This window comes from uncultured Lutibacter sp., assembly GCF_947495725.1.
Classification (GTDB): Bacteria; Bacteroidota; Bacteroidia; order Flavobacteriales; family Flavobacteriaceae; genus Lutibacter.
The window spans coordinates 236,190-257,921 of the sequence record NZ_CANLZZ010000001.1; the positions used below are offsets into that span (position 1 = coordinate 236,190).

The window sequence follows — 21,732 nt, forward strand, 5'->3', positions numbered from 1 at the left end:
ACGAATGGTTGAAAACTGTCGATAAACGAATTTTAAAAATAGACTCTTTCTATAAGTATAAGAAAAGCCTTAACAAATTAAAAGTAAGGCTTTATTAAATTGAGATAGAATTATAATCTCATTAACTATTTTAAAGTTTTTAAAATATTAATTTATAAGAATCTTTTTTCTTTTTATTTTATTCTCACTTTTAGCTGTCACAATTAATATTTGAGTAGTTTTAGGCACATTAAAATAATGAATATTATTTCCTTCAACTGTTTTACTCAAAATCAATCTACCAAGCATATCAACAATTTTAACGTTAGTTTTTTCTTTAACCGAAGACAAATCTACAATTACCTGATTTTCATTGTAATAAATTAACGCCGATAAATCTAAACTTACCTCTGGTATTGATTCTATTGGTTTAAAATGAACTACAAATCTATCGTTATTATCCTTAAGTGTTGCTTGAAATTTATAATTCGGATTTTCTAATAAATTATGTAATGTTTCAGTTTTCTTGTCCTCCAATATTAAATAATTATAACTACCATAATCTACTTCTATGTTTAAAGTGTACTTTCCATCTTTACCTGGTTTAAACATTATTGGCACCATTGGATTATCAATGGTATCGGTTAAGTATCTAACAGATAAATTTTCTTTCCCAACATTTAAATAGGTAGAAGGAGCTTCTTTTATTGTACTAAAAAGTTTAGCTGCACCAAATTCATTAGAATTATGTCCAAATTGAAATAAAACCTCATCGAAACCTAAGCCTGAATCAGAAGTTATTCTAACTTTTACACTACTAAGTATGTTTGTACTTTTGCTTGGTTTCATCCAATTGCTCGCCCCAGTATGTAATCTAACGTTGTTGGTCATACTTATATTTGCGTTGCTTTCTGCTCTAACAAAAAAGCCTTGCATAGAAGCAATATATTGGTTAACAGAATTGGTACCTGTTGTACCCGAAGAGTTAAAAACTCCATAATTATTAGCCGCAGGATTCCAAATCCACATATCATAGCCACCACCAGAATCAATTAAATTTGATCGTGTCCATCCTGAAGATGACTTCCAATCAATTGCACTTGGATATGGATTACCTATTAAATTAAAACCTTTTAATAATGGATCAGCAGTACTATTAGCAGTTATTGGGTAGCTTATTGTTCCATTATTTAAATTACCTTTAAACTCATTTGTAGGATTCTCTTCTTCAACCGAATACAAATAACCTCTACCTGGAACAAAATTAGAAGCTGGATGAACAGTTGACCAACTTGGAGTTGCCGATAAGTTTGGCTGATATACCCAACAAGGAGTTGGTTCGTCCCAAACATATAAATCATATCCCGTTCCATTTCCATATGAACCACTTGGCAACCAATTTGAACCAACAATAGTTTGATTTGACACCGGAGATGAGAGTAAATGCCAATCCTCTGCATTTCCACTAATATATCTCTCAACTGTGGCTTGAACGTTATCTGTATTATGAATTAAGGATGCAGTTCCATCTGTTGTAGATTTTAATAAAAACCCTAAATAACCTACTGAATTTGTAATATTTCCATTAACCGTAAGTGTTCTTCCCCCCGCAATTGTTAAATTAGAAGTACTGGCCAAGTCTAGGTTTCTACCAACGGTTAAATTATTTTTTGTAATTGCTGAAGCACTCCCAGTTAAAGAAAAGTCATTTAATATTTGCATTGTATTAGTAGGTAACGACTTAATTCCTGTTCCGCTAAGAATTAAATTATTGTATCCTGTTGCGCCTCCATTTGGATTAATTACCCCTTGATCTGCTCCGTTGTATTCTATTGTATTATTGGTTGTGGAAAAATCAAGAATACTACTAGTCTGAAAATTCATTAAGTTTTCAATTCTAATAACACTATTATTTTCTGGCTGAATATAAGTTTCATCGGTAATTGTAACATTATAAAAATTAGTGGTTCCACTTATGGAAACATAATTAAAATCATCATCATACGGATGGTCAAAAACAACAGTTGCAGTTCCGGGAATAAAAACACCATTATTTACCCATGCATTTTCATTTCCAAAAATAGTAATAGTATAATCTTCCTCTATTTCTAAAGTTGCCCCGCTTGCAATCTCCATTGAACTGGCAAAAGCTGGTGAAATTGTTGGAAGTAAATTTTTAGACGGATAAAAATCTCCATTATTATCTGACGGTAAAGAACTTGGGTGCGGAATTAAAACAGGACAATTTTCCTCTGGAACACCACCATCCCAATTTCCTGGCAAACTCCAATCACCATCATAAGTTGGAGAACCATTTCCTGTCCATGTATGTAAATGCGCTCCAACATTAGAATAACTCAAACTCCACTGTTTAACATCTAATAAATTTGAAGTAGCAATATAATTTATAGCTGGCCCTGATAGTTGTATCCAGTTTTCACCTCCATTTCTAAAATTAAAACTGCGGGGATAAAACTTATCGAAACTATTTGGCGTAGTGTGTGTTTCATCATAAGCGTCCCAAAATACCAATTTAGATTCATCTGTTTCTGGGCTATGTAATTCATTATCTAAATAATGTAATTTCACAATCATACGATCCGTTCCTCCACTTTGAGCAAAACTATAAATTCGATTAATAGCATCGCTTCTCCAACTTGGAGAGTCTCCAATACTAATCTTACATTTTACCCATGTTGGTTTAATTCCTCCTGGAACATTTAAAAAATTTAAACTGGTAAATTTATTACCAAAGCTGTATTCAATTCCATCTAAAAAAGTATGCTGTCTTCTAACAATTCCTGTAACATCTCCAATACCCATTGTTATTGCGTTTTCTCCCATATCAATAATACTAGATGACGCCATGTCTAAGCTGCCTTTTGTTAGAGATGGGTTATTGCTCTCTAAATTCAAAAATCCAGTTATAGATATATCTCCATTAGAAATTACACCACCAGAACCATTTACCGTAAAATTGGTAATATCTCCAGCAAATAAGTTCACTGGCAAATTAATAGATGATGTATTTGAAAATATCAAACCTGAATTTGTACTACTAGCATCAATAGTACCTGTTGTTCTTATTGGAGAACTCCCAGAAAATGTGAGCGTATTATCTAATAGGTTTAATGTTCCTGAAATAGCATCTAAAACGCCATTAACAGTTATACTTTGATTACTTAAGGAAACACCACCCGAACGATTTATTGTTAAATTATTTACTTGAGGATTATTACTAAATAAATTATTATTAAGTGTTAATGCAGAAGCCCCCCCAAAGACAAGATTGGAAGCTGAATTTACTTCAATTGCTCCTGATGGATTACTTATGGTTCCATTAATTCCTAACGTAGAATTACCAACTAATAAATTCCCTCCTAGTAATTGTAATTCATTATTTACGTTTATGTTAGATATTAAATTAACATTTAATAAATTATCAATTGCTAAATTATCAAAATTACTCGAAGAAGTACCTAATATTGATTGCGCTAAAGTTCCATTAAATGTTACCATTCCTCCTGAAGTTCCTATAAACGTACCATTGTTTTCAAAATCACCTCCAAGTGAATGATTAAAATTACCAGTTGCAAAACTAGAACCGGTTTCTATAGTAGTATTACCCTGAACAAATATAGACTCTGCAGCCGTAACGGAAGTAGTACCTGAAACACTAAAATTACCATTTATATTCATTGAATTTGTTGGCATGGTTTTAGTCCCGCTTCCGCCAATAATTAAATTATAATAACCACTATCTCCACCAATACCATTAGGGTTAACAATTGTTTGATTTGCTCCCGTCCACTCTACCGTATTATCTATACTTGAAAGATCTACAATACTTGATGCATATGCTGTTCCAGCACCAGAAATTCTTAGAATATTTCCGGCAACTGGCTGAAAAGTAGTATTTTCAGCTACTTCAATATCATAAAAGTCTGTTTCTCCAGCTATTGTAACAATTTCATTAGGTAATCCATGATTAAAAAGCACTTTTCCTGTTCCAGGGTAAAACGTCCCTCTATTCTCCCAAGCACCTCCAGCTCCACTAATAGTAATGGTTTCAGAATTTGCTGTAATTGAAGCACCCAATGCTATTTCTAATGTGTTTGCTACCGCATTTGCAGTTGAAGTAAGAGATGGGTAATGGGTTAATCCCCCCGGAATTAAAACTTCCTCGGTTGACAACGGCACATGACTTCGAGTCCAATTATTTGGTTGTTCCCATTCGGTTTCATGTCCGGCTACAATCCCTAGCCATGTATTTTTTGTACTTAATGAATAGGCCATTGTAACTTCTGATTCACTCAAATTTTCAGTCACACTAGAACCCAATGGAAAACCTGTAATTTGAAGCGAATAATTTACAAAATCCTGATTAGAAGGTCCATGTTCATGCGGCGTACCTCCACTATAATTTATATACTTATGCCAAAATGTTAGTTGCGACTCGTCATTATAAGTCCCGTCTAGCTCTGACGGAAGGTAGTGCATATTAATCGTAGCCAATGATGAAGATGCATTCTCAGAACGCGCAATTTGATACAACCTTTTTATTTGGCCATTTGGTGTGTAACTAGCCCAAGTAGGTACTGTACCAATTGCTATTTTAATGGCTACCCAAGTTGGTTTTAAGTTGGTATCATCAAATGTAATATTGGTATTAACATTTCCAAAAGAATAACTTTTGTTGTTATCAAATATATGCTCTCTTCTTACAGTACCCGTAACATCACCCAAACCAGTAGTGGTGGCCAAAGAACTCATAAATAAAGTATTATTTCCCGTATCTAAACTTCCAATTGATGATGTTGGGTTTACACTTTGTAAATCTAAAATTCCATTTATTGTTAAATCCTGCCCCATTATTACACCACCAACACTATTAATTGTCAAATTTTTAAAAGTGGCTGTTCCATAAAACAAATTACTTGGTAAAACCAAAGATGAAGTGTTTCCAAATGCTAGGGAAGAATCAAAATCTGCAAAAATAAATCCATTTGTTTTTGAAACTCCACCATTAATATCTAATTGAACTTCACCAACATTTAAATTACCATTTGAAAGAATTAAGTTATTGCTTATTTCTATATCTGTTAACATTTTAACATTATTCGCATTGTTAATTTTTAAATTGTTGAAGGTTACTGGTGCGTCACCTAGTATTAACTGTTCTTTTATACCATTTAAAGTAATTGTATTTCCAATTGAAGTTGTAAACATTCCATCAATATCTAGAAGGTCTTCTAAATAATGATTAAATGCCCCAGTTATAAATGTTGCCGATGCTTCAACATGCGTTTCCCCTTTTACTGTTATCGAAGACAAAGCGGTTGCCGTTGCCGAATCATCCAATTTAAAATCTTTTTTTATAATTAAATCAGCTCCGGGCATTGTTTTAATTCCAGTTCCACTTAAAATTAATGTGGAGTAGGTATTTGAAGTAGTATTTGGAATAACTACTGTTTGATTTGCACCATTATATTCTACAATTGTTTCACCTGCAAATGTTGTATTTAATACCCCACGATCTGCACCAACTTCATTAATTATAATGGCTCCAGAAATTTTCATTGTTGTATTTGCAACCATTGAAAGCGTTGTTAGTTCACCAACATAAATATCATTAAACGTAGTATTTCCCGATATAGTTGTGATACCTTCAAAAGGGAGGTGATTTACATCATCTTTTCTTATAAATTTAATAGTACTATTTCCAGCATTAAAAGTTCCTCCATTATTACTCCAAGTTCCAATATTATCTGTTAGAGTTAGTATAGCATTATCACTATTTCCCGAATTTAAAATACTTCCTGATTCGAGTACAATTTTCATTATTTCTGTATCTTCATTTGAAGGTAAAGTTGGGTCGAAATTTGTTGTTGAAGCATCTGGAATACGTACAAACGAATTTATATCAGGAACCCCACTTGGAATCCAGTTTAATGAGTTATTCCAATCTGTACTATATTCTCCAATCCATTCCTTGTAGCTAAGTCCGGATTCGTCCATCGTAATTGGGAAGTAACCAAAAACTGATGGAAAAAAAGAGATGTTAACATCTGCTAATTCCAACCAATTTTCGCTTAAATTAAAGTTTGATCTTCCACTATCAACTGGAGGTGGTTGAAGTGAATAGTTTGTTGGAGTCCAAAAAGATAAATCTTCTTTAACATTTCCGTTAAGTTCAGAGTCCAAATAAGAAGCTCTAAAGGTAGCTATACTTTTATCTCCTCCAGATTGAATTAGGTCGTAAGATCGTTTTATTGGATCGGTTAACAGTCCCGAATTACCAGAAATTGCAGTACCTATTGTTACTCTTGCTTTTAAAAATGTAGGTAATGATAATGCACCTATATTAAATGCCGCAAACGTATTTTTATTTCCAAAAGTATAACTATTACCTTCTATAAATGAATACCTACTTATAACCCCTGTAACATCTCCATGTCCTTCTGTGGTGGAGTTCGGCCCCATTATTAATTCATTATAAATGCTATCATCTGTATAAGTTACATCTAACAATCCCTTAGTTGCTGAAGGATTAGAATTTTGTAAATTTAAAACACCTATTACAGTTAGATTGTTATTTAAAGTAATTCCTCCCTCTCCACTTATGGTAAAATTTTCAATTTCTGAGTTATTAAACAAAGAAGACGCTATTGTATAACCAGTAGTATTTTGAAAATCAACAGTATCAGATGTTTGATTAGCTACAATGTCTCCATCTGTTATGTTAATTGTATTTGTAGCAATTGTTAACGTATTTCCATCAAGGGTTAAAGAACCATTTATTAAATCTAAACTACCAGTAACAGTTAAATCGCCTTCTAAACTAATCCCATTTGAGCGATTTAATTCAAAATTATTAGTAACTAAACTTGGTATACTTGTATTGGCACCATTTCCTCCAATTATAATATTACTCGAATTACCACCTATTAAAGTTCCTAAAGTGGTTGTAACATTACCATTTATTGTTAAAGTATTTGCTCCAATTGAAAAAGCTCCATTGGTAAGCGTTAATTGATTTTCAATAATAATATCACCATCTTGATTTAATCCATTACTATTGTCAATTATTAACCCATAAATTGTATTTGATGTAAAATTTGAAGAAGTTAAATTTTGTGCCGAACTACCAGCAAATACAATTGTAGAGGAAATAGATGTAGCATCTATTTGGTCTAATGTGCTCGAAACAAGCCCATACGTTAAAGTTAACTGTTTGCCATTAAGTACAAACTTTTTATTACTTGTATTGGTTATTTTCCTTAACGTTCTATTTTGATCGAGATAGCAATCATTGGTGGGAGAAGTTGCAAATGTAATATTAGCTCCATTTGGTGGAACTGCTCCATTTTCCCAATTTGAAGGGTTTGAAAAATCATTATTTACAGTTCCTTCCCACACAAATGGAAGCGAAGATTCTAAGGCTCCAATTTTTGGTGGACTATCTCTAGTAATTCCCTCAAAATCTAATAAAATAGAACAATCAACTCCCGTTAAAATACCCGAAGCTATATAATCTAAATAGTTGGTACCTCCAGCATTTTTAAATATTGGATTAATTGATAAACTATTTAAATCTTGTCCTGAGACTATAGGCAATGAAGATTTATTAACTCCATTGTAAAATCCAGGAACACCACCTGTTCCTAACACAAAATAATTATTAAAATCTAAAGTAATATTTGTATTAGAAGAATAATTAAAATACGCACCGTAATGCAAGTTTGTACCACCCACAGTTGAACGAGCATTCATAAAAATATTATTTCTAATGTCTCTTGTATTTGTGGATGCATTGCTAAATAATGCATATGACTTTTCCGTACTTCCTGAAGTTATGTTCCCTTCAATATAAATAGTATTAAAATAAAGAGTATTATTATTTGTTTCAATACCTGTTTCATAAACACCGTATACATTAGTTGCCGTATCTCCTCCTAAATTAATAATGTTATTAGAATAAATAGTTGTTCCCGATTCAATTTTAAGACCATAAATAGATCCATTTGATGAACTTGGATCTACAGTTAAACTATGAATAAAGTTTTCCGAAACAACATTATTTCCAACGGTACTTCCTGCATAATACAATCCAATTATCGCTCCCGAAAATAATGTGTTGGTATTTGATAAATTATAAACTATATTTCCTTTTATCGTTTTATTGCTTGTAGTTCCTGTTAAGGAAATACCACAAACCGAAGCATTATTATTAACTTCTATATTTGCATTTGAATTTACTAAATTAAATATATTATTATTAGAGACAGTAATTGATCCTGCATTAGAATTAATACCTTGAACAACCCCCAAAGTACCAGTTGAGGTATTTGTTGTTCCATTTGTTAAACTAGAAATTGTATTATTTGAAATGGATATAACACCAAAACCATTATTGTAAATTCCATAAACAACTTGATTATTACTTGTACTAGCCGAACTTGCATTTATATTATTTGCAACTGTAGTACTACCAATAAAGTTATTGCTAATAGTTGTTGAACCCGGAGTTGATGATTTATTAATTCCAAAAATATTAGATGCAAATGCACCTCCATTAGCAGTTGTTATCGACCCTATGTTATTCTTTTGGCAATTAACTGTTCCTGCACTTAAAATATGAATCCCGTACACATTTAACCCCGAAGTACTACCTGTAACTGTTACTAAATTATTTTCAGTAAGACTTCCAATAGTATTTCCTGTTACGTTTCCAACATTTACATTTCCACCCAAAATTTGTATCCCAGTCCAGCTACCGTTTGCAGAATTACTCCAATTAAAATTTCGAATTGTATTGTTTTGAATTGAACTTTCAGAAGAGGTTCCAACATTTAAACTTATAGCATTAAAAGTATTGTTTGTAGCATTAGTTTTGGCCCAAGCGGAGCCGTTACATTGAGGACTAGATCCTCCAATAAAATTGTCTGAAATATTAAAATTATTTCCTCCAGTATTGTCTATTCTAATAGCATTATAACCTACTGCAGCTGTTCCTGTAAAAGGGAGTGTCTCATAAAAACTATTACTTTCTATAATCCAATCTGTTGTATATGTTGAAAGAAAAATACCATTGGATGCTATACCACTATTAAAAAAATTGTAAATATTGTTAGCACTTATAATGTTTCCTCTATTTTCACCACCTGAAATACCTGAAGAGTAAATGACATTAACAGGCCTTTCGTTTGTAATTGCCGTGGAAATATCATTATTTTCTATTGTATTATTATCATTGCTATTAAAAGAACTTGTAGTTGAAAAAAACAAAACACCACTTGAAGTATTCGTTTCAGAACCTTTAATTTCACAATATTTTATAGTGTTATTCTTGGCCCCATTTATAAATCGAAAAGTTGATGTGCCCGCCGTACTTGATGTACTATTATTAATAAAACTTAAGTCTTTTGATAAACCAAGACCGTTAACGCGCCCATCAAATATTACATTATCCGCTCCATTTAAATCTATTAAAGGAGTTGAAAGGTTACCACTAATTGAAAGTCCACTTTTAGTAGGGTATATATTTACAATAGCATATTCCGCAAGACCACTTCCACTAGCATTTAAAACAGCAGAACTTGTTTCTACTGTGTTATCATTTATTTTTATAGTAATATTCCCTCTATGTGTTCCTGTATTTATTTTATCAAATGCATCTTTTAAGCTAGAATAATAAGCTAATGATGTTCCCAAAGTTGCATTTACCTCAATAAAGGGTGGAGTATATTCTATCCATGTATTTTCAGTTCCGCTTTGAACTTCCTGCCATTTATTAAAAAATGTACTAACACCACTATGAAGCCCCATATCAACTCCAGTTTTTGTTATGTCTTTCGATCCAAGTTTTAGAACAATTTTATTGGTAGATTCATAAAAACTAACTTGTAAATCTGCATATTTCTTATCATTACGGTCAATTTCTAAATTATTGTATTCAATAGTAAATACCCTTTGGGGTGCATTTCCTGTAACTAAAGATTTTACCCAACCGCCATTATCACCTACTTTTGTCCCGTATACTCCCAGTCCAATTATTTGTCCAAGTTGAGTTGCTGCACTTGTTAAATCATACGATTCAGCATCTTGCCTTCTTGTGTTTGCAAGATCATCGAACCTAATAAAACCATTAGTTGTAACACTTAAATAATCATCTGTTGTGTAATTATTATCATAAATACGAAAGTCAAAAGGCCAAGAAATTTCCGCTTTTTTGTTATTACCACTAACAATATTATCACCTAATGAACAATCAATCCAGTTATAGGTAGTTCCATTACTCCCAGTAATTACACCATAATTCCAACTTGCCAACGGACCAACTGGAGGTGTTGTTCGTGTATATTCTATATAAGTGTTTTCTGTTCCGTTCTTAAGTTCTTGCCATTTATTAAAATAGCCATTCACACCACTATGAAGCCCCATATCAACTCCATCTTCTGTAATATCAAATTGTCCTAATTTTAGAACAATTTTATTTTCAGTTTCATAAAAACTTACCTGAACATCTGCATATTTATTGTCATTCCAATCAATCTCTAAATTGTTATATTCAATAGTTAATATTCGATTTGGAGAAGAACCGGTGACTAAATATTTCACACTAGAGCCACTTTCTGATGTATTTCCATCAGTTAGTGCTAAAGCAATGATCTGCCCAAAACTTGTATCAGCACTTGTTAAGTTATAATTTGTAGCATCGGTGTAACTTGTGTTAGCATCACCGTCTAAACGTATAAATCCATTAGATGCAATACTTAAATTACTAGTAGAGGTGTAGTTATTATCATAAAAACTAAAGTTAAATGGCCAAGGAATAGATGTTATCCCATCATCTTGACTAGGTGAGAATGACAATAGAGTTCCTGAAGAACTATCTATCCAACTATACTCAGCCCCTAATACACCTGTTTGAATGGCATAATTTGATGAAGCAACTGCTTGACCCAATACATTAAATTGAATAAATAAAAATAATATGAAAGCTAAAATTTTTGTTTTCATAATTACTTTTGTTTACGTGTTTTTAGTTCAAAATTTAAACCCTCAACTATGTCTCCATCTACCAATGGTTTAATTACAATATTTTGAGTTAACGGTGTGGCTTGATACCCTAACTTATCTAGCTGACTAGCATCAACACTCACATTGTAGTTTCCTGGTGGTAAACCCAAATAACTAAAATACCCATCAGATTCACTCAATACTTCAGCTACTTTTTCCCTTTTACTATTATAAACTTGAATTGTAATTCTTCCTTGCGCCTTTAAATTATCATTATTCTTCAGGTAAACCATTCCACTTACTTCTCCCATAACTTCAATTGGAATATCCACTTTTTTATATTGGTTTGGATCTACTAATATTTGGTAAGTATTGTGTTTAAAACGCCAAGAAATATTGTCTAAATCATTATTTGAAAATGTTACATTGTAATTAATAAACGCATTTAAATCAGAAATTCGAACAATAGAATCTTTTTCACTAATCATCGCTTTTCCTCCACTTACTCTTACATTTTTGAGTAACACTAATTTTTCTCCTTTATCTTTTTTACCATTCTGGTTTAAATCAACAAAGGGATAACATAAAATACCTCCTTTACCTAAGGCGGAATTATTACCACTTCTCACATAATTATCTCCACCAAATGCCAAACTTCCTTGCGCATTTTCTGAAAAATTTAGTTTATCATTGCTATAAGATGTAGAAAAACCTAATCGTGCATTAGGCAAATCATATCTAAAACTAAAAAACACATTATCTGTAGCATATTGAATATTTCGCTCGTAAGAAGCTGAGAAAGACATTTTAGACACTCTTTTTTCAATTTCAGCACGATAACGCATCATTTTATTATTGGTAATGTTATACTGAACCGATGGACGTAATATAAACCCATTTCTGGTTCTTCTTGAAAAAGCTAAAGTAGTACTCATAAACGGATCTCTATTACCAACCCAGTTAGAAGCTATTGAAGCATTAGCTGAATAATTTTTATACCTTCCTGAAAAAAATGCATCTAATTGATTAAATTCAAATACATTATATAAATATTGATTAAAACTTAATTTTGAATTAACACTAATCTTTTTTATTTTAAAGGGCAGCGATAAACGAAATTTTCTTTCTTCATTTGTATTGTTTAAAGTAGCTTGCTGTCCTTCAACAAATTTACTGTAATCAACTTCTAGAAAAGCGCTTCTACCTAAATTAAAATTTAATAATCCTTTTAGACTTACATTATGGGCGTATTCCATATTAATCATCATCCTAGAAAAGGGCTGAAACGATATATTTGCAAACGGAATTAAAGGGTTATCTACAATCCTAGATAAGTATTCTGCACCTCCACCAATGGTAATAAACCTATTAACTCCATAATTGATTTCTCCTCGTCCAAATGTACTATTATCTTCATCTTCCAACATACCTCCTGAAACATTATATTCTAGCACTTTAGCTGGCATTAACGTATAAGGAGTATTCATAATTTTTTCCTCAATTCGCTCTTCTCCTAAAGGTCCAAAATATTTCATTTTTAGAGTAGTATAACCATATACTATTGGAACATTAAATACATACAGACCAGAAGCGTCTGCCTCGGTATAGTCTACAAGGATGTCATTAATATATAATTCAACAGTCCAATTGGGCTCTGTATACTCACTTATAGTATAAGTTCCTTTGGCTTCACGTATGGTATTTGGAGAATTATTAAAACTTGCTCCAACTACAGGGGCTCCTAAAAAAGCAATCGATTGTGATCCTATTTTACCAATTTGAGCTTGTTTAATATAACTATTGTCATTATCTACCCAGCGCCAATTATAATAAAGCTGACGCCTATCAAGTTTTGTTTGATCATAATAATTGAAAGATATATTAGCTTCTCCAAACAATAATTCACTACCCAATCCTAAAGAAAATCGATTGTTAGTTTTTTCTCCTTCTTGCTGATTGGAAGAAATTGACCAATCAAGTGCTCCACCATTAAATAAATGATAATCTCTATCAATAATTTTATCAATAACAATTTCTTCCTTAGACTGCAATTTTGTTACATTTTGTCTTACTTTTTCAAGTCTTGCCTGTTTTACTAAAGGTAATTCAAAATCAGCTTTTAATATAATTGATAAAGTTCGAAAATTAAATAACATATTTAATCCAAAAGCCTCGTTTAAAATCCTAGTTTCTACATAAATCGCACCTAATTCCTTTACAATACCATTAACCGATTTAATTATATTACCATTCTTTATAATTTGCTTTGAATTAAAATCTATGGTATATTTTGTTTGTTCATTTTCAATAAATCCTTTTAATATATTTCGATCATTATCCACCTCACAAGAAATTCCTAAATTTTTAAACAACTCTTCTACATTTATGTAAACCAATTGTGTATCTGTAATTATTACATCGGCTTCAAACCTTAAATAACCACTAACTATAATTTCAACAGGAACTTCATCAAATTCATTAATTGGCTCTAGAGGAATTTCTTTAAAATAATCATTTGCACTAACCGTAATAAAACTGAGTAAAAAAAAACAACAAAATAGACTTAACTTAGTACATTTTTCATTTGATTGTAAAATATAAGAGGTTCCATATGTTTTTCTACCTCTCATCTATTCTTGCGTAAAAGTTATTGGAAAACTACCTGTATATTCTCCAGGAATAGCGTTTGCAGGCACATTTAATTTACCCCCAGCACGCAAAACAGTAATAAAATTACAATTAGCATCTACGGGAAATTCATCACCACTTACTCCTCTTTCTGTTGGGCCTATAACAAGTTCCAATTGACCACCATTACTTCCATTAATCATTACAGAATAATCATAATCTATAGTAACTCTTCTACCCTGACACAATTTTATTTCAAAAATAGCAGGTGTAACAGAAGTTGTATTTATTGAAATAACACCTCCTGTGGTAGTAACATTTCCTTGATAGTCTACTTCAATAGTGCCAGCTCCATTTACATAAAAAACTCCAAAATCTATTGGTTGGGTTGGTAATACTGTAATTTGTCTATCTGGTAAGGCTGGCTGAGCAGTTAAGTTATAAGTAAAAAAATAAACAGTTATAAATAACAACAAATGCAGTAATTTAAATGAGTTTATTTTTGTACTTAACATATTATTATGTTTTGTAAGACGACGAAAAAAGTAATATAGTAAGGCTTTTACAAGCTTAAACTAGCTGTTGCAAGTACTTTTTTACTTTCATTTTCTGTAAAAACTACATTAAACAAGCCTCCATCAAAGGTTACATTTTCTGGCTTATTTAACTTCAATTTCATTTTTCTTAAATTTCCAGGTGTATAGACCCCAACGCCTTTCAATATTGCTACTTCATAATTTGTATTATTAGAAGACACGTAATTTACAGTGAAATCTCCGTAAGCAGACATATTTCCATTACGATTTAAATTAAATAGCACATTGTATTTGTCATTTTCTTTAACCAATTGTAAATCTGAAATAGATACTGTTGTTGTATTTACACCTTTACGTATAATACAAGGAATTGAAATTCCAAAAACAGGTTTTAATTTAACAGAAAAACTAGAGTCTTTTTTTTTGTTCATCATTCCTAATGGGACTCTTTTTTCCTCAGCTCTAAAATATAAATGAGAACGATATTCTCCATCCAAGAGATCTTGACTTTTTCTAAGTTGCACTTTTACAATCTGCGATTCATTTGGAGGTAAAGTAACTTTACGTGGAAAAAAACGAATATTTGAGGAAGCCAACTGCAAACCTTCTTCAGCTGCAGAAATTATTTTAAGCTCTCCCTTTTGATTCATTTTGTATTCAATAAAAGAAATATTATATATAGCTGTGTCTTTGCCTGTGTTTGCAAGCGTTAATTTTTCAATATTATTACTTCCTCCAAAAATAACACGTTTAGGATAAATTAATAGATCACCTTGCGCTAATATAGGTCTCGCTGTAGCAACAAGAAAAAATAGTAACAGAATATACTTAAGGAAAATTGAATTGAAAAATGAATCATAAACCTGTTTAACCATATCGATTCAAATTAAAATTTTTGCATGTATTAAGATATACTCAAAAACTTCACAATAGAATCAAAGTGAAGTATTTGAGTGATAAATCTAAAAACAATTAGTTATAAGCAACTGTAACACTAAACGTACCTGTATAATCTCCCGTTGCTTGATCAGCCGCAACAGTTAATGTAGCTCCAACAGAAATTGTATCAGCTCCTGAACCATTAAGAGTTCCATCTAAATCAGCATCACCATCTGTAGCAGTTGAAACAGTAAACGTATTCACGTTCATTGGATCGGTACCTTCAGTTATAGTAACATCCCCATCAGCTGGTAAAGTAATAGCATAAGTATAACTAGCCTCTCCAGCAACTGAAAAGGTGGCTGCAGCAATTGTACCAAGTTGCGCTCCAGATTTCATAGCAGCAGGTATAGTTCTACTTCCATCAGTCGCCACTATTACATCTCCAGCACCCTTAATAATATCTCCAAACTCCAAATCCACACCAGCTGTTATAGCAATTGGTGCAATAATTGTACATTTAGCATTATTAGTAGCTGAGGCTGTAGTCTGTGCCATTAAATTGTTTGAGAAAATAGCTATCATAAAAATAGCTACTAAGTTGAATAATTTTGTTTTCATTGTTCTAGGGTTTAATATATTAAGACATTTAGTTGGCGAAAATAACAATTAATTAATTAATAAAACTGATTTTTATCATATTTTATATTAATCAGATACTCATTTAGTTATATAAAATACACGATATTTTAAATAAATGACATTAAAAAAAATTACAACACTCTGATAAAAGTCAAATTGTTTTAATTAAGAAGATAAAAAATTGAGCAATGAAATGAGTTGTTTCCCTCAGTACAAGAAAATATGCAAACCTATTTTTACAAGGCTTAATAACTTTCTTAATTTTCCTAATTTATATTTCTGAAATTACATCTTAACGTTTTTAGCCCTCTTCGAAAAGGACTAAATTAAATGCTATACTCTTGATTTTACAAGGTTTTCAAAAACAAATCTTGAAGTTGATTTTAGATTTATTTTCGTGATTTATGACAGCCAAAAACAATATTTTTTTCTTTTCTAACTGACATTTTTCATCTATTTATTTTTAAATATAGTTTTAACTACTTCAAAAACTTCTTTTTTATTTCTATCTATATCAACAATACCCCAATATTCCTCATTTGGTGTACCATCAAATGGGACGCCACTGCTATTTGGTGCCCAACCTCCAGAATTTTGCTCGTTAAGTTCACCTGCTTTCCACCAACCATCTGTAAAAGAAAAAACTGCCACTCCAGAACAAGTTTCGATATTATTAAATGTTGACTGCAAAATATTTTTTGTAGCATCAGCCTGAGCTTTTTCATTAACACCTTTTTTATAACCATCTTTTGCTATAGTCATAAAACTATCGGCTCCAGCCTCAGACAAATACATTGGCTTTGAACTAACCTTTCTCCATTCTATAAAAATAGACTCTGGATTATCCCATCTGTAAACATTCATTCCCCAAATATCTATATTAGTACTTAATTTTAGTGCCAAATCATTTGGCAATTCACCATGGGCAGTTGCAACAGGATGATTTTTATCTATTTTATGAATTATATCTGCGGCATTGTTAAGTGCATAATACCAATTTTTTATATCATCTTCAAACCATTCAGGATGATAATTATATTCATTTCCTAACTCCCAAAACAATATAGCTCTATGATTTTTATATTTGTGTATATAATCAATAAAAGTACCTGAAAGTATATCATAAAATCCATTCTGATTGTACCCAAAACCAACAATTAATTTTAGTCCTGCATTATCAATTTTATCTAAAACTTCAATATTATCTATGGGTTCGTAAACTCGAATTGTATTAATTCCAGCCTCTTTCATTAATTTTAAATCTTTATCTATAGTTTCAAAAGATCTTTTATCATTGCCCTTTGAAACAGGATGATAGCAAATTCCTTTAATTAAATATGCTTTATTTTTAACAAGTATTTGACTATTTGAAATAGTAACTTTTTCTATTTTATACTCGCAAGAAAAAAACAAAAAAATACTAACGGTTACGTACAAAATTTTAAGTTTCATATTATAAATAATAAAGATTAACAATAGTAGCAACTAATTCTTATGAATTTTTAACAATAGTTTTTTCTCTTTTAACTTCCAATTCTTTTCTTATTTCATGTGACCTCTCTTCTGTTATATTGTATCTCCAAACTAGGACAATGGCAATTAATGCGGCAACTATAGGTATTATTATATCTGCTAAACGTAAATTAGTAAGTGTTTCAACTGACTGAACCTTAATACTTTCATCAAAACCAACTAGTTGTAAAACAATACCACTTGTAAGCATTGCCAAGGCTGTTCCTAACTTCACCATCCACCAGTAAACAGCTCCAAACATTCCTTCTCTACGCTCACCATTGTTTAATTCATCTAAATCACAAACATCAGCTGTCATAGACATCATTAATGTAAACAAACCACCAATACCAAAAGAAAGGAAAGGAATAGGCATAAACATTAACCAAGGATTACCGGGATCAAAACCCCACCATTTTAAAACATAGCCAATAATTGAAAGTAAAGTTGCAAATATAAAAGCTTTTCGTTTTCCAATTTTTTCAGAAATTCTGGTAATAATAGGAATTACTAAAAACATAGTTGCCAATGCACTTAAAGTTCCAAACCAAGCAGGCCAAGAGCCAGCTGCTACTGTATCACCTTTAAATAAGTAGTATACAATAATAAAAAATGAAAACTGAGCTACAGTTTGATATCCGTTAAAAATAAAAAATGTTGCACCGCATAATTTCATAAACTGTTTATTTTTTACAGTTAATACAATACCTTTTATAAATTCTTTTGAATTTGATGCTAATTCGCTCATTGAAAGGTTTTTCAATTTACTTTTATCAACCTCCATTTCTTTATTAAAAATAGCGGGTAAAATTCCTAAAACCATACACAAACCTCCAACCCAAATAGCCATTATTTTAGCTCCTTCGGGTGCTGTTTCAAATATTGATTGATCATAAATAATTACCCAAAACCAAGGAGCAATAACCCAAGCCATTTGTCCCATAAATTGAGATACTGCCATTAAACGGGTACGTTCATTATAATCTGGAGTCATTTCGTAACCTAAACCAATTAATGGAGTAGCAAAAATGGTATAGCCAATATAAAAGAAAAGTGAAACTATTAAAAAATAAAAGAAATTATACATTTCAGAATCTTCAGGATTTAACTGCCACATAATCATATAGGCTACACCCGAAAGAACACTACCTATTAGAATATAAGGTTTTCTACGTCCCCATTTAGACTTTGTATTATCTGAAATAAATCCCATAATTGGGTCAGTTATTGCGTCTAAAAGTCTTGGTAAAGCACCTAATAATCCTGCTAAAACTGGATTCATACCTAACGACATTACTAAAACAACCATAAAAACACCTAATGCTGCTGGAAATAATTGATTGGCTAAATGTCCAGATCCAAACGCAACTTTTTGGCCTAGTGAGACTTTATCTTCTGGTGCTGTTGTGTAATTTGTCATTTTAATTGGTTTTGTTAAGGTTATATTGCAATACTATTTTTGTGGAGGTGTTAAAACTTCGCTTTTTAGCGCTTTTAAATCACCATTATATGTTTTTGAAATGTTTTGTCCATTTCTAGTTAATCCTTTAAAAGTATTGTTATCAACTAAATCCCAAATTGCATATTTAGCTTCACCTTTTAAATTTATTAACCCGAAGTGGTTTTCAGATCCTAATGGATTTTTTGCATCTTTCCATTGCTCGTCAAAAGCTTCAAAATAGAATAAAGAAATGTTTTCCTTTTTAGTCCATTCTCTCATTAACTTATAATAAGTACCTGCTTTGTATTCATCTGCAGCTCTTGATCCTGTTTCTCCGTAATTTTCATTCGCTAAAGTTGTCCAACCAGACTCACCAATATGAATAGTTTTAGTAGAATCTATACTTTTTATATAATTTGAAACATCTCGAAATTGTTTTTTTGCAAAATCAATTGCACGCATCATTGCTTTTTCAACTTTTTCTTCTTCATATAAGTTTTGTTCTTCAACTGGAACATTCCAAAATTGTGGATTGTAGAAAGAATTATGCATAGGATAAGTGTGCATAGAAACATAATCAACTGCTTTAACCAATGCTTCTAAATCTGGTGTATGGTAACTTGGATCTCCTCCACCCCATGATAAAAAATCATCAGAACTTGTTATCCATAAATCTTTTGGAAGTTCTCCTTGCTGTTTTAATTCTTGCAAATGGTTTACCCACTTTAAAATTACATTTGGTTGTACAAAATAACTAGTTGCCCAACGAACCATTGCTTCGTTACCAACCGCAATAATTTTTACTATTTTAGGATATTGTTTTGCCAATGCTACTGCTGTTGCAATTTCTACAGCGTTTCTATCGCTTTCTTGATAATGATCTGGTTCTAAATCTGTAAATGCATTTTTACAATCTATCCAAGCGCCAAGCATTACATACATTTCAAAATTTGGATCTTCTTTTTTCAATTCTGAAATAGCTTTTAACAAGTTTGAAGCTTGTGCCAAATGAACATTATAGGTTCTTAAAATTTTAACACCCATAACATTTAATAACTTCATATCTTCTTTTAGTTCCTCAATTGTTGGCTGAATATCGCGTGTATTTTCTCTGTATCCACCATAAGAAATTGCTAAATATTCGGGGTTTCCCAAAATATCTGCTGCATTTAAATCTTTTTTTTCTGATTGTTCTGAACAACTCATTATTAAAATTAATAGTAAGCCAAAAAGTATTTTTATTTTAAAATTCATAACTTAAATTTTATTGCTTATATGTTAACCCATATCCAAATGGAAATAGAGGTTTTATTGAATTATCCCAAAAATTTGGACCATATTTACCTTTATAATCTTCTACCGATTTTGGCCAAGAGTGTGGTAATTTCCCTTTAAAATTGTAATCTCCAAAAAGTACTTCAGCAATTCCATTACCTTCAGAACCCGGTAACCAAGAAGCTATAAAAGCATTTGAAACCTCCAACTCATTTGTAACAACAAGAGGTCTTCCCGAAATTAATACAGTTACCACCTTAACACCTTTTTCTTTATACGTTTTAATATACTTTTGATGCGCTTTAGTTAGTGTTAGTTTATAGGAGTTTTCTCCATTAATATCTCCAAAAAACTCAGCATAAGGCGTTTCTCCAACAACTATAATTGCAACATCTGCATCAAAATGTTTTCCTGTTGCGTCCTTATCATAAACAACAATGCCTTCTGCACTTTCTTTAATTCCATCTAAAATAGTAGTTGCCCCGTTATAATTTTCTGGTTTTCCTTGCCAAGAAATTGTCCAGCCTCCAGATTGTAATCCAGAATTATTAGCGTGTTCCCCAACAACCACAATTTTTTTCGTTTTCTTTTTTATTGGTAAAATTTCTTCTTCATTTTTCAACAAAACTAAAGACTCACGTACTGCTTGTTTTGCAATTTCTCTATGCGCTTCACTTCCTATTTTTTTAATAAAGGAGGCATCTGGAAAAGGATTTTCAAACAAACCCAAACGGAATTTCTGACGAAGAATACGTTTTACAGCATCGTCAATTCTTTCGTTAGATACTAACAAACTATCAACTGCATTTTTTAATCCATTTTGAAAAAAATCCAAATCTCCATCAACTGCCATAACCATATCAATTCCTGCATTGATAATTTTATATTCTCCAAAACGTGAATATCCTTTCCAATCGGAAACCACAATTCCATCGAAATTCATTCCAAGTTTTAATGTGTCAGTAAGCATTGTTTTATGAGCATGCATAGGAACCCCTTCAAACATATTGAAAGAAGCCATTACGGCTCCTACACCATTATTTACGGCTTCCCTATAAGGGTCTAAAAGTTTTTCACTTACTTCTTTTAAACTTATAGATGTATCTCCACCTTCAATCCCTTTATTTGTTGCACCATCACCTACAAAATGTTTTGCAGTAGCCATAACCGTTGAATTATTTGAAAGATCTCCTTGATGCCCTTTTATAGAAGCCCTAGTTAATTCAACCGTTAATTCTGTACTTTCAGAAAATGCTTCGTATACTCTTCCCCATTGCTCGTTGTATGGAATAGCCACACAAGGCGAAAACACCCAATTAAATCCAGTTGCTTGAGATTCTAAAGCAGTTATTTTGGCAACTTCTTCAACTAATTTTGCGTTATGTGTTGCACCTAAGCCAATATTATGAGGGAAAATAGTAGATCCTTCAAATGTGTTTTGACCGTGAACAGCATCCACACCAAATAATAATGGAATTCCTAATCTTGTTGATAGAGCTTCTTTTTGGAGTTTTGTAAATTTTGATTGCCATTCTTCAGCTGTTACTCCTGGTGTTGGCCCATCAGTATGAATAACTGAACCAATAAATTTTGAGGCTACATCCCCATCTTTTATGTCATAAAAATGTCGAACTTGTGTCATCTGACCTATTTTTTCTTCCAAGGTCATTAATTTCAGTAACGAATCTATTTTATGCTCTATAATTTCATTTTTACTTACCTCTTTTTTTTCGTCATTAAAACACGAAGTAAAAGAAAATACACAGACTCCAAGAACAATCACATTTTTAGCAAGAAGATTATAAAAAATTTTCATTT

The 21,732-nt window shown here is 31.6% G+C and carries 9 protein-coding genes; all 9 read right to left on the bottom strand.

What is annotated here, in order from left to right; genetic code table 11:
• Positions 1-147: 147 nt before the first annotated feature.
• The 9 genes from Q0776_RS00930 to Q0776_RS00970 all read right to left on the bottom strand — a co-directional run bounded on the left by Q0776_RS00930 (position 148) and on the right by Q0776_RS00970 (position 21,730).
• A complete protein-coding gene (locus Q0776_RS00930; RefSeq protein WP_298363713.1) occupies positions 148-11,001 on the bottom strand; it encodes a hypothetical protein in 10,854 nt (3,617 codons plus the stop codon).
• A 2-nt stretch (positions 11,002-11,003) separates the two neighbouring features.
• The gene (locus Q0776_RS00935) at positions 11,004-13,631 is read right to left on the bottom strand and encodes a carboxypeptidase-like regulatory domain-containing protein (protein WP_298363715.1); all 2,628 of its coding nucleotides are present in this window, start codon (positions 13,629-13,631) and stop codon (positions 11,004-11,006) included.
• Positions 13,632-14,144, bottom strand: coding sequence for a DUF4402 domain-containing protein (locus tag Q0776_RS00940; protein WP_298363716.1), 513 nt, complete (start codon positions 14,142-14,144; stop codon positions 13,632-13,634).
• 47 nt (positions 14,145-14,191) lie between these two features.
• Positions 14,192-15,040, bottom strand: a complete 849-nt coding sequence (locus Q0776_RS00945; protein ID WP_298363717.1) for a molecular chaperone — start codon at positions 15,038-15,040, stop codon at positions 14,192-14,194.
• 97 nt (positions 15,041-15,137) lie between these two features.
• Positions 15,138-15,665: a DUF4402 domain-containing protein gene (locus Q0776_RS00950; protein ID WP_298363722.1), complete on the bottom strand. Its 528-nt coding sequence runs from the start codon at positions 15,663-15,665 to the stop codon at positions 15,138-15,140.
• A 474-nt stretch (positions 15,666-16,139) separates the two neighbouring features.
• The gene (locus Q0776_RS00955; protein WP_298363725.1) at positions 16,140-17,138 is read right to left on the bottom strand and encodes a glycoside hydrolase family 2 TIM barrel-domain containing protein; all 999 of its coding nucleotides are present in this window, start codon (positions 17,136-17,138) and stop codon (positions 16,140-16,142) included.
• 40 nt (positions 17,139-17,178) lie between these two features.
• Entirely contained in the window at positions 17,179-18,618 is a 1,440-nt protein-coding gene (locus tag Q0776_RS00960) for an MFS transporter (RefSeq protein ID WP_298363726.1), read from the bottom strand.
• Positions 18,619-18,651: 33 nt separating this feature from the next.
• The gene (locus tag Q0776_RS00965) at positions 18,652-19,845 is read right to left on the bottom strand and encodes a glycosyl hydrolase family 17 (protein WP_298365108.1); all 1,194 of its coding nucleotides are present in this window, start codon (positions 19,843-19,845) and stop codon (positions 18,652-18,654) included.
• Between the two features lie 58 nt (positions 19,846-19,903).
• Positions 19,904-21,730 (bottom strand): glycoside hydrolase family 3 N-terminal domain-containing protein, encoded by a 1,827-nt coding sequence (locus tag Q0776_RS00970; RefSeq protein ID WP_298363727.1) that lies wholly within the window; start codon positions 21,728-21,730, stop codon positions 19,904-19,906.
• Positions 21,731-21,732: the final 2 nt, after the last annotated feature.

Coding starts and splice junctions, on each gene's coding strand:
- Q0776_RS00930 (WP_298363713.1), bottom strand. CDS start 11,001: ATGAAAACAAAAATTTTAGCTTTCATATTATTTTTATTTATTCAATTT.
- Q0776_RS00935 (WP_298363715.1), bottom strand. CDS start 13,631: ATGAGAGGTAGAAAAACATATGGAACCTCTTATATTTTACAATCAAAT.
- Q0776_RS00940 (WP_298363716.1), bottom strand. CDS start 14,144: ATGTTAAGTACAAAAATAAACTCATTTAAATTACTGCATTTGTTGTTA.
- Q0776_RS00945 (WP_298363717.1), bottom strand. CDS start 15,040: ATGGTTAAACAGGTTTATGATTCATTTTTCAATTCAATTTTCCTTAAG.
- Q0776_RS00950 (WP_298363722.1), bottom strand. CDS start 15,665: ATGAAAACAAAATTATTCAACTTAGTAGCTATTTTTATGATAGCTATT.
- Q0776_RS00955 (WP_298363725.1), bottom strand. CDS start 17,138: ATGAAACTTAAAATTTTGTACGTAACCGTTAGTATTTTTTTGTTTTTT.
- Q0776_RS00960 (WP_298363726.1), bottom strand. CDS start 18,618: ATGACAAATTACACAACAGCACCAGAAGATAAAGTCTCACTAGGCCAA.
- Q0776_RS00965 (WP_298365108.1), bottom strand. CDS start 19,845: ATGAGTTGTTCAGAACAATCAGAAAAAAAAGATTTAAATGCAGCAGAT.
- Q0776_RS00970 (WP_298363727.1), bottom strand. CDS start 21,730: ATGAAAATTTTTTATAATCTTCTTGCTAAAAATGTGATTGTTCTTGGA.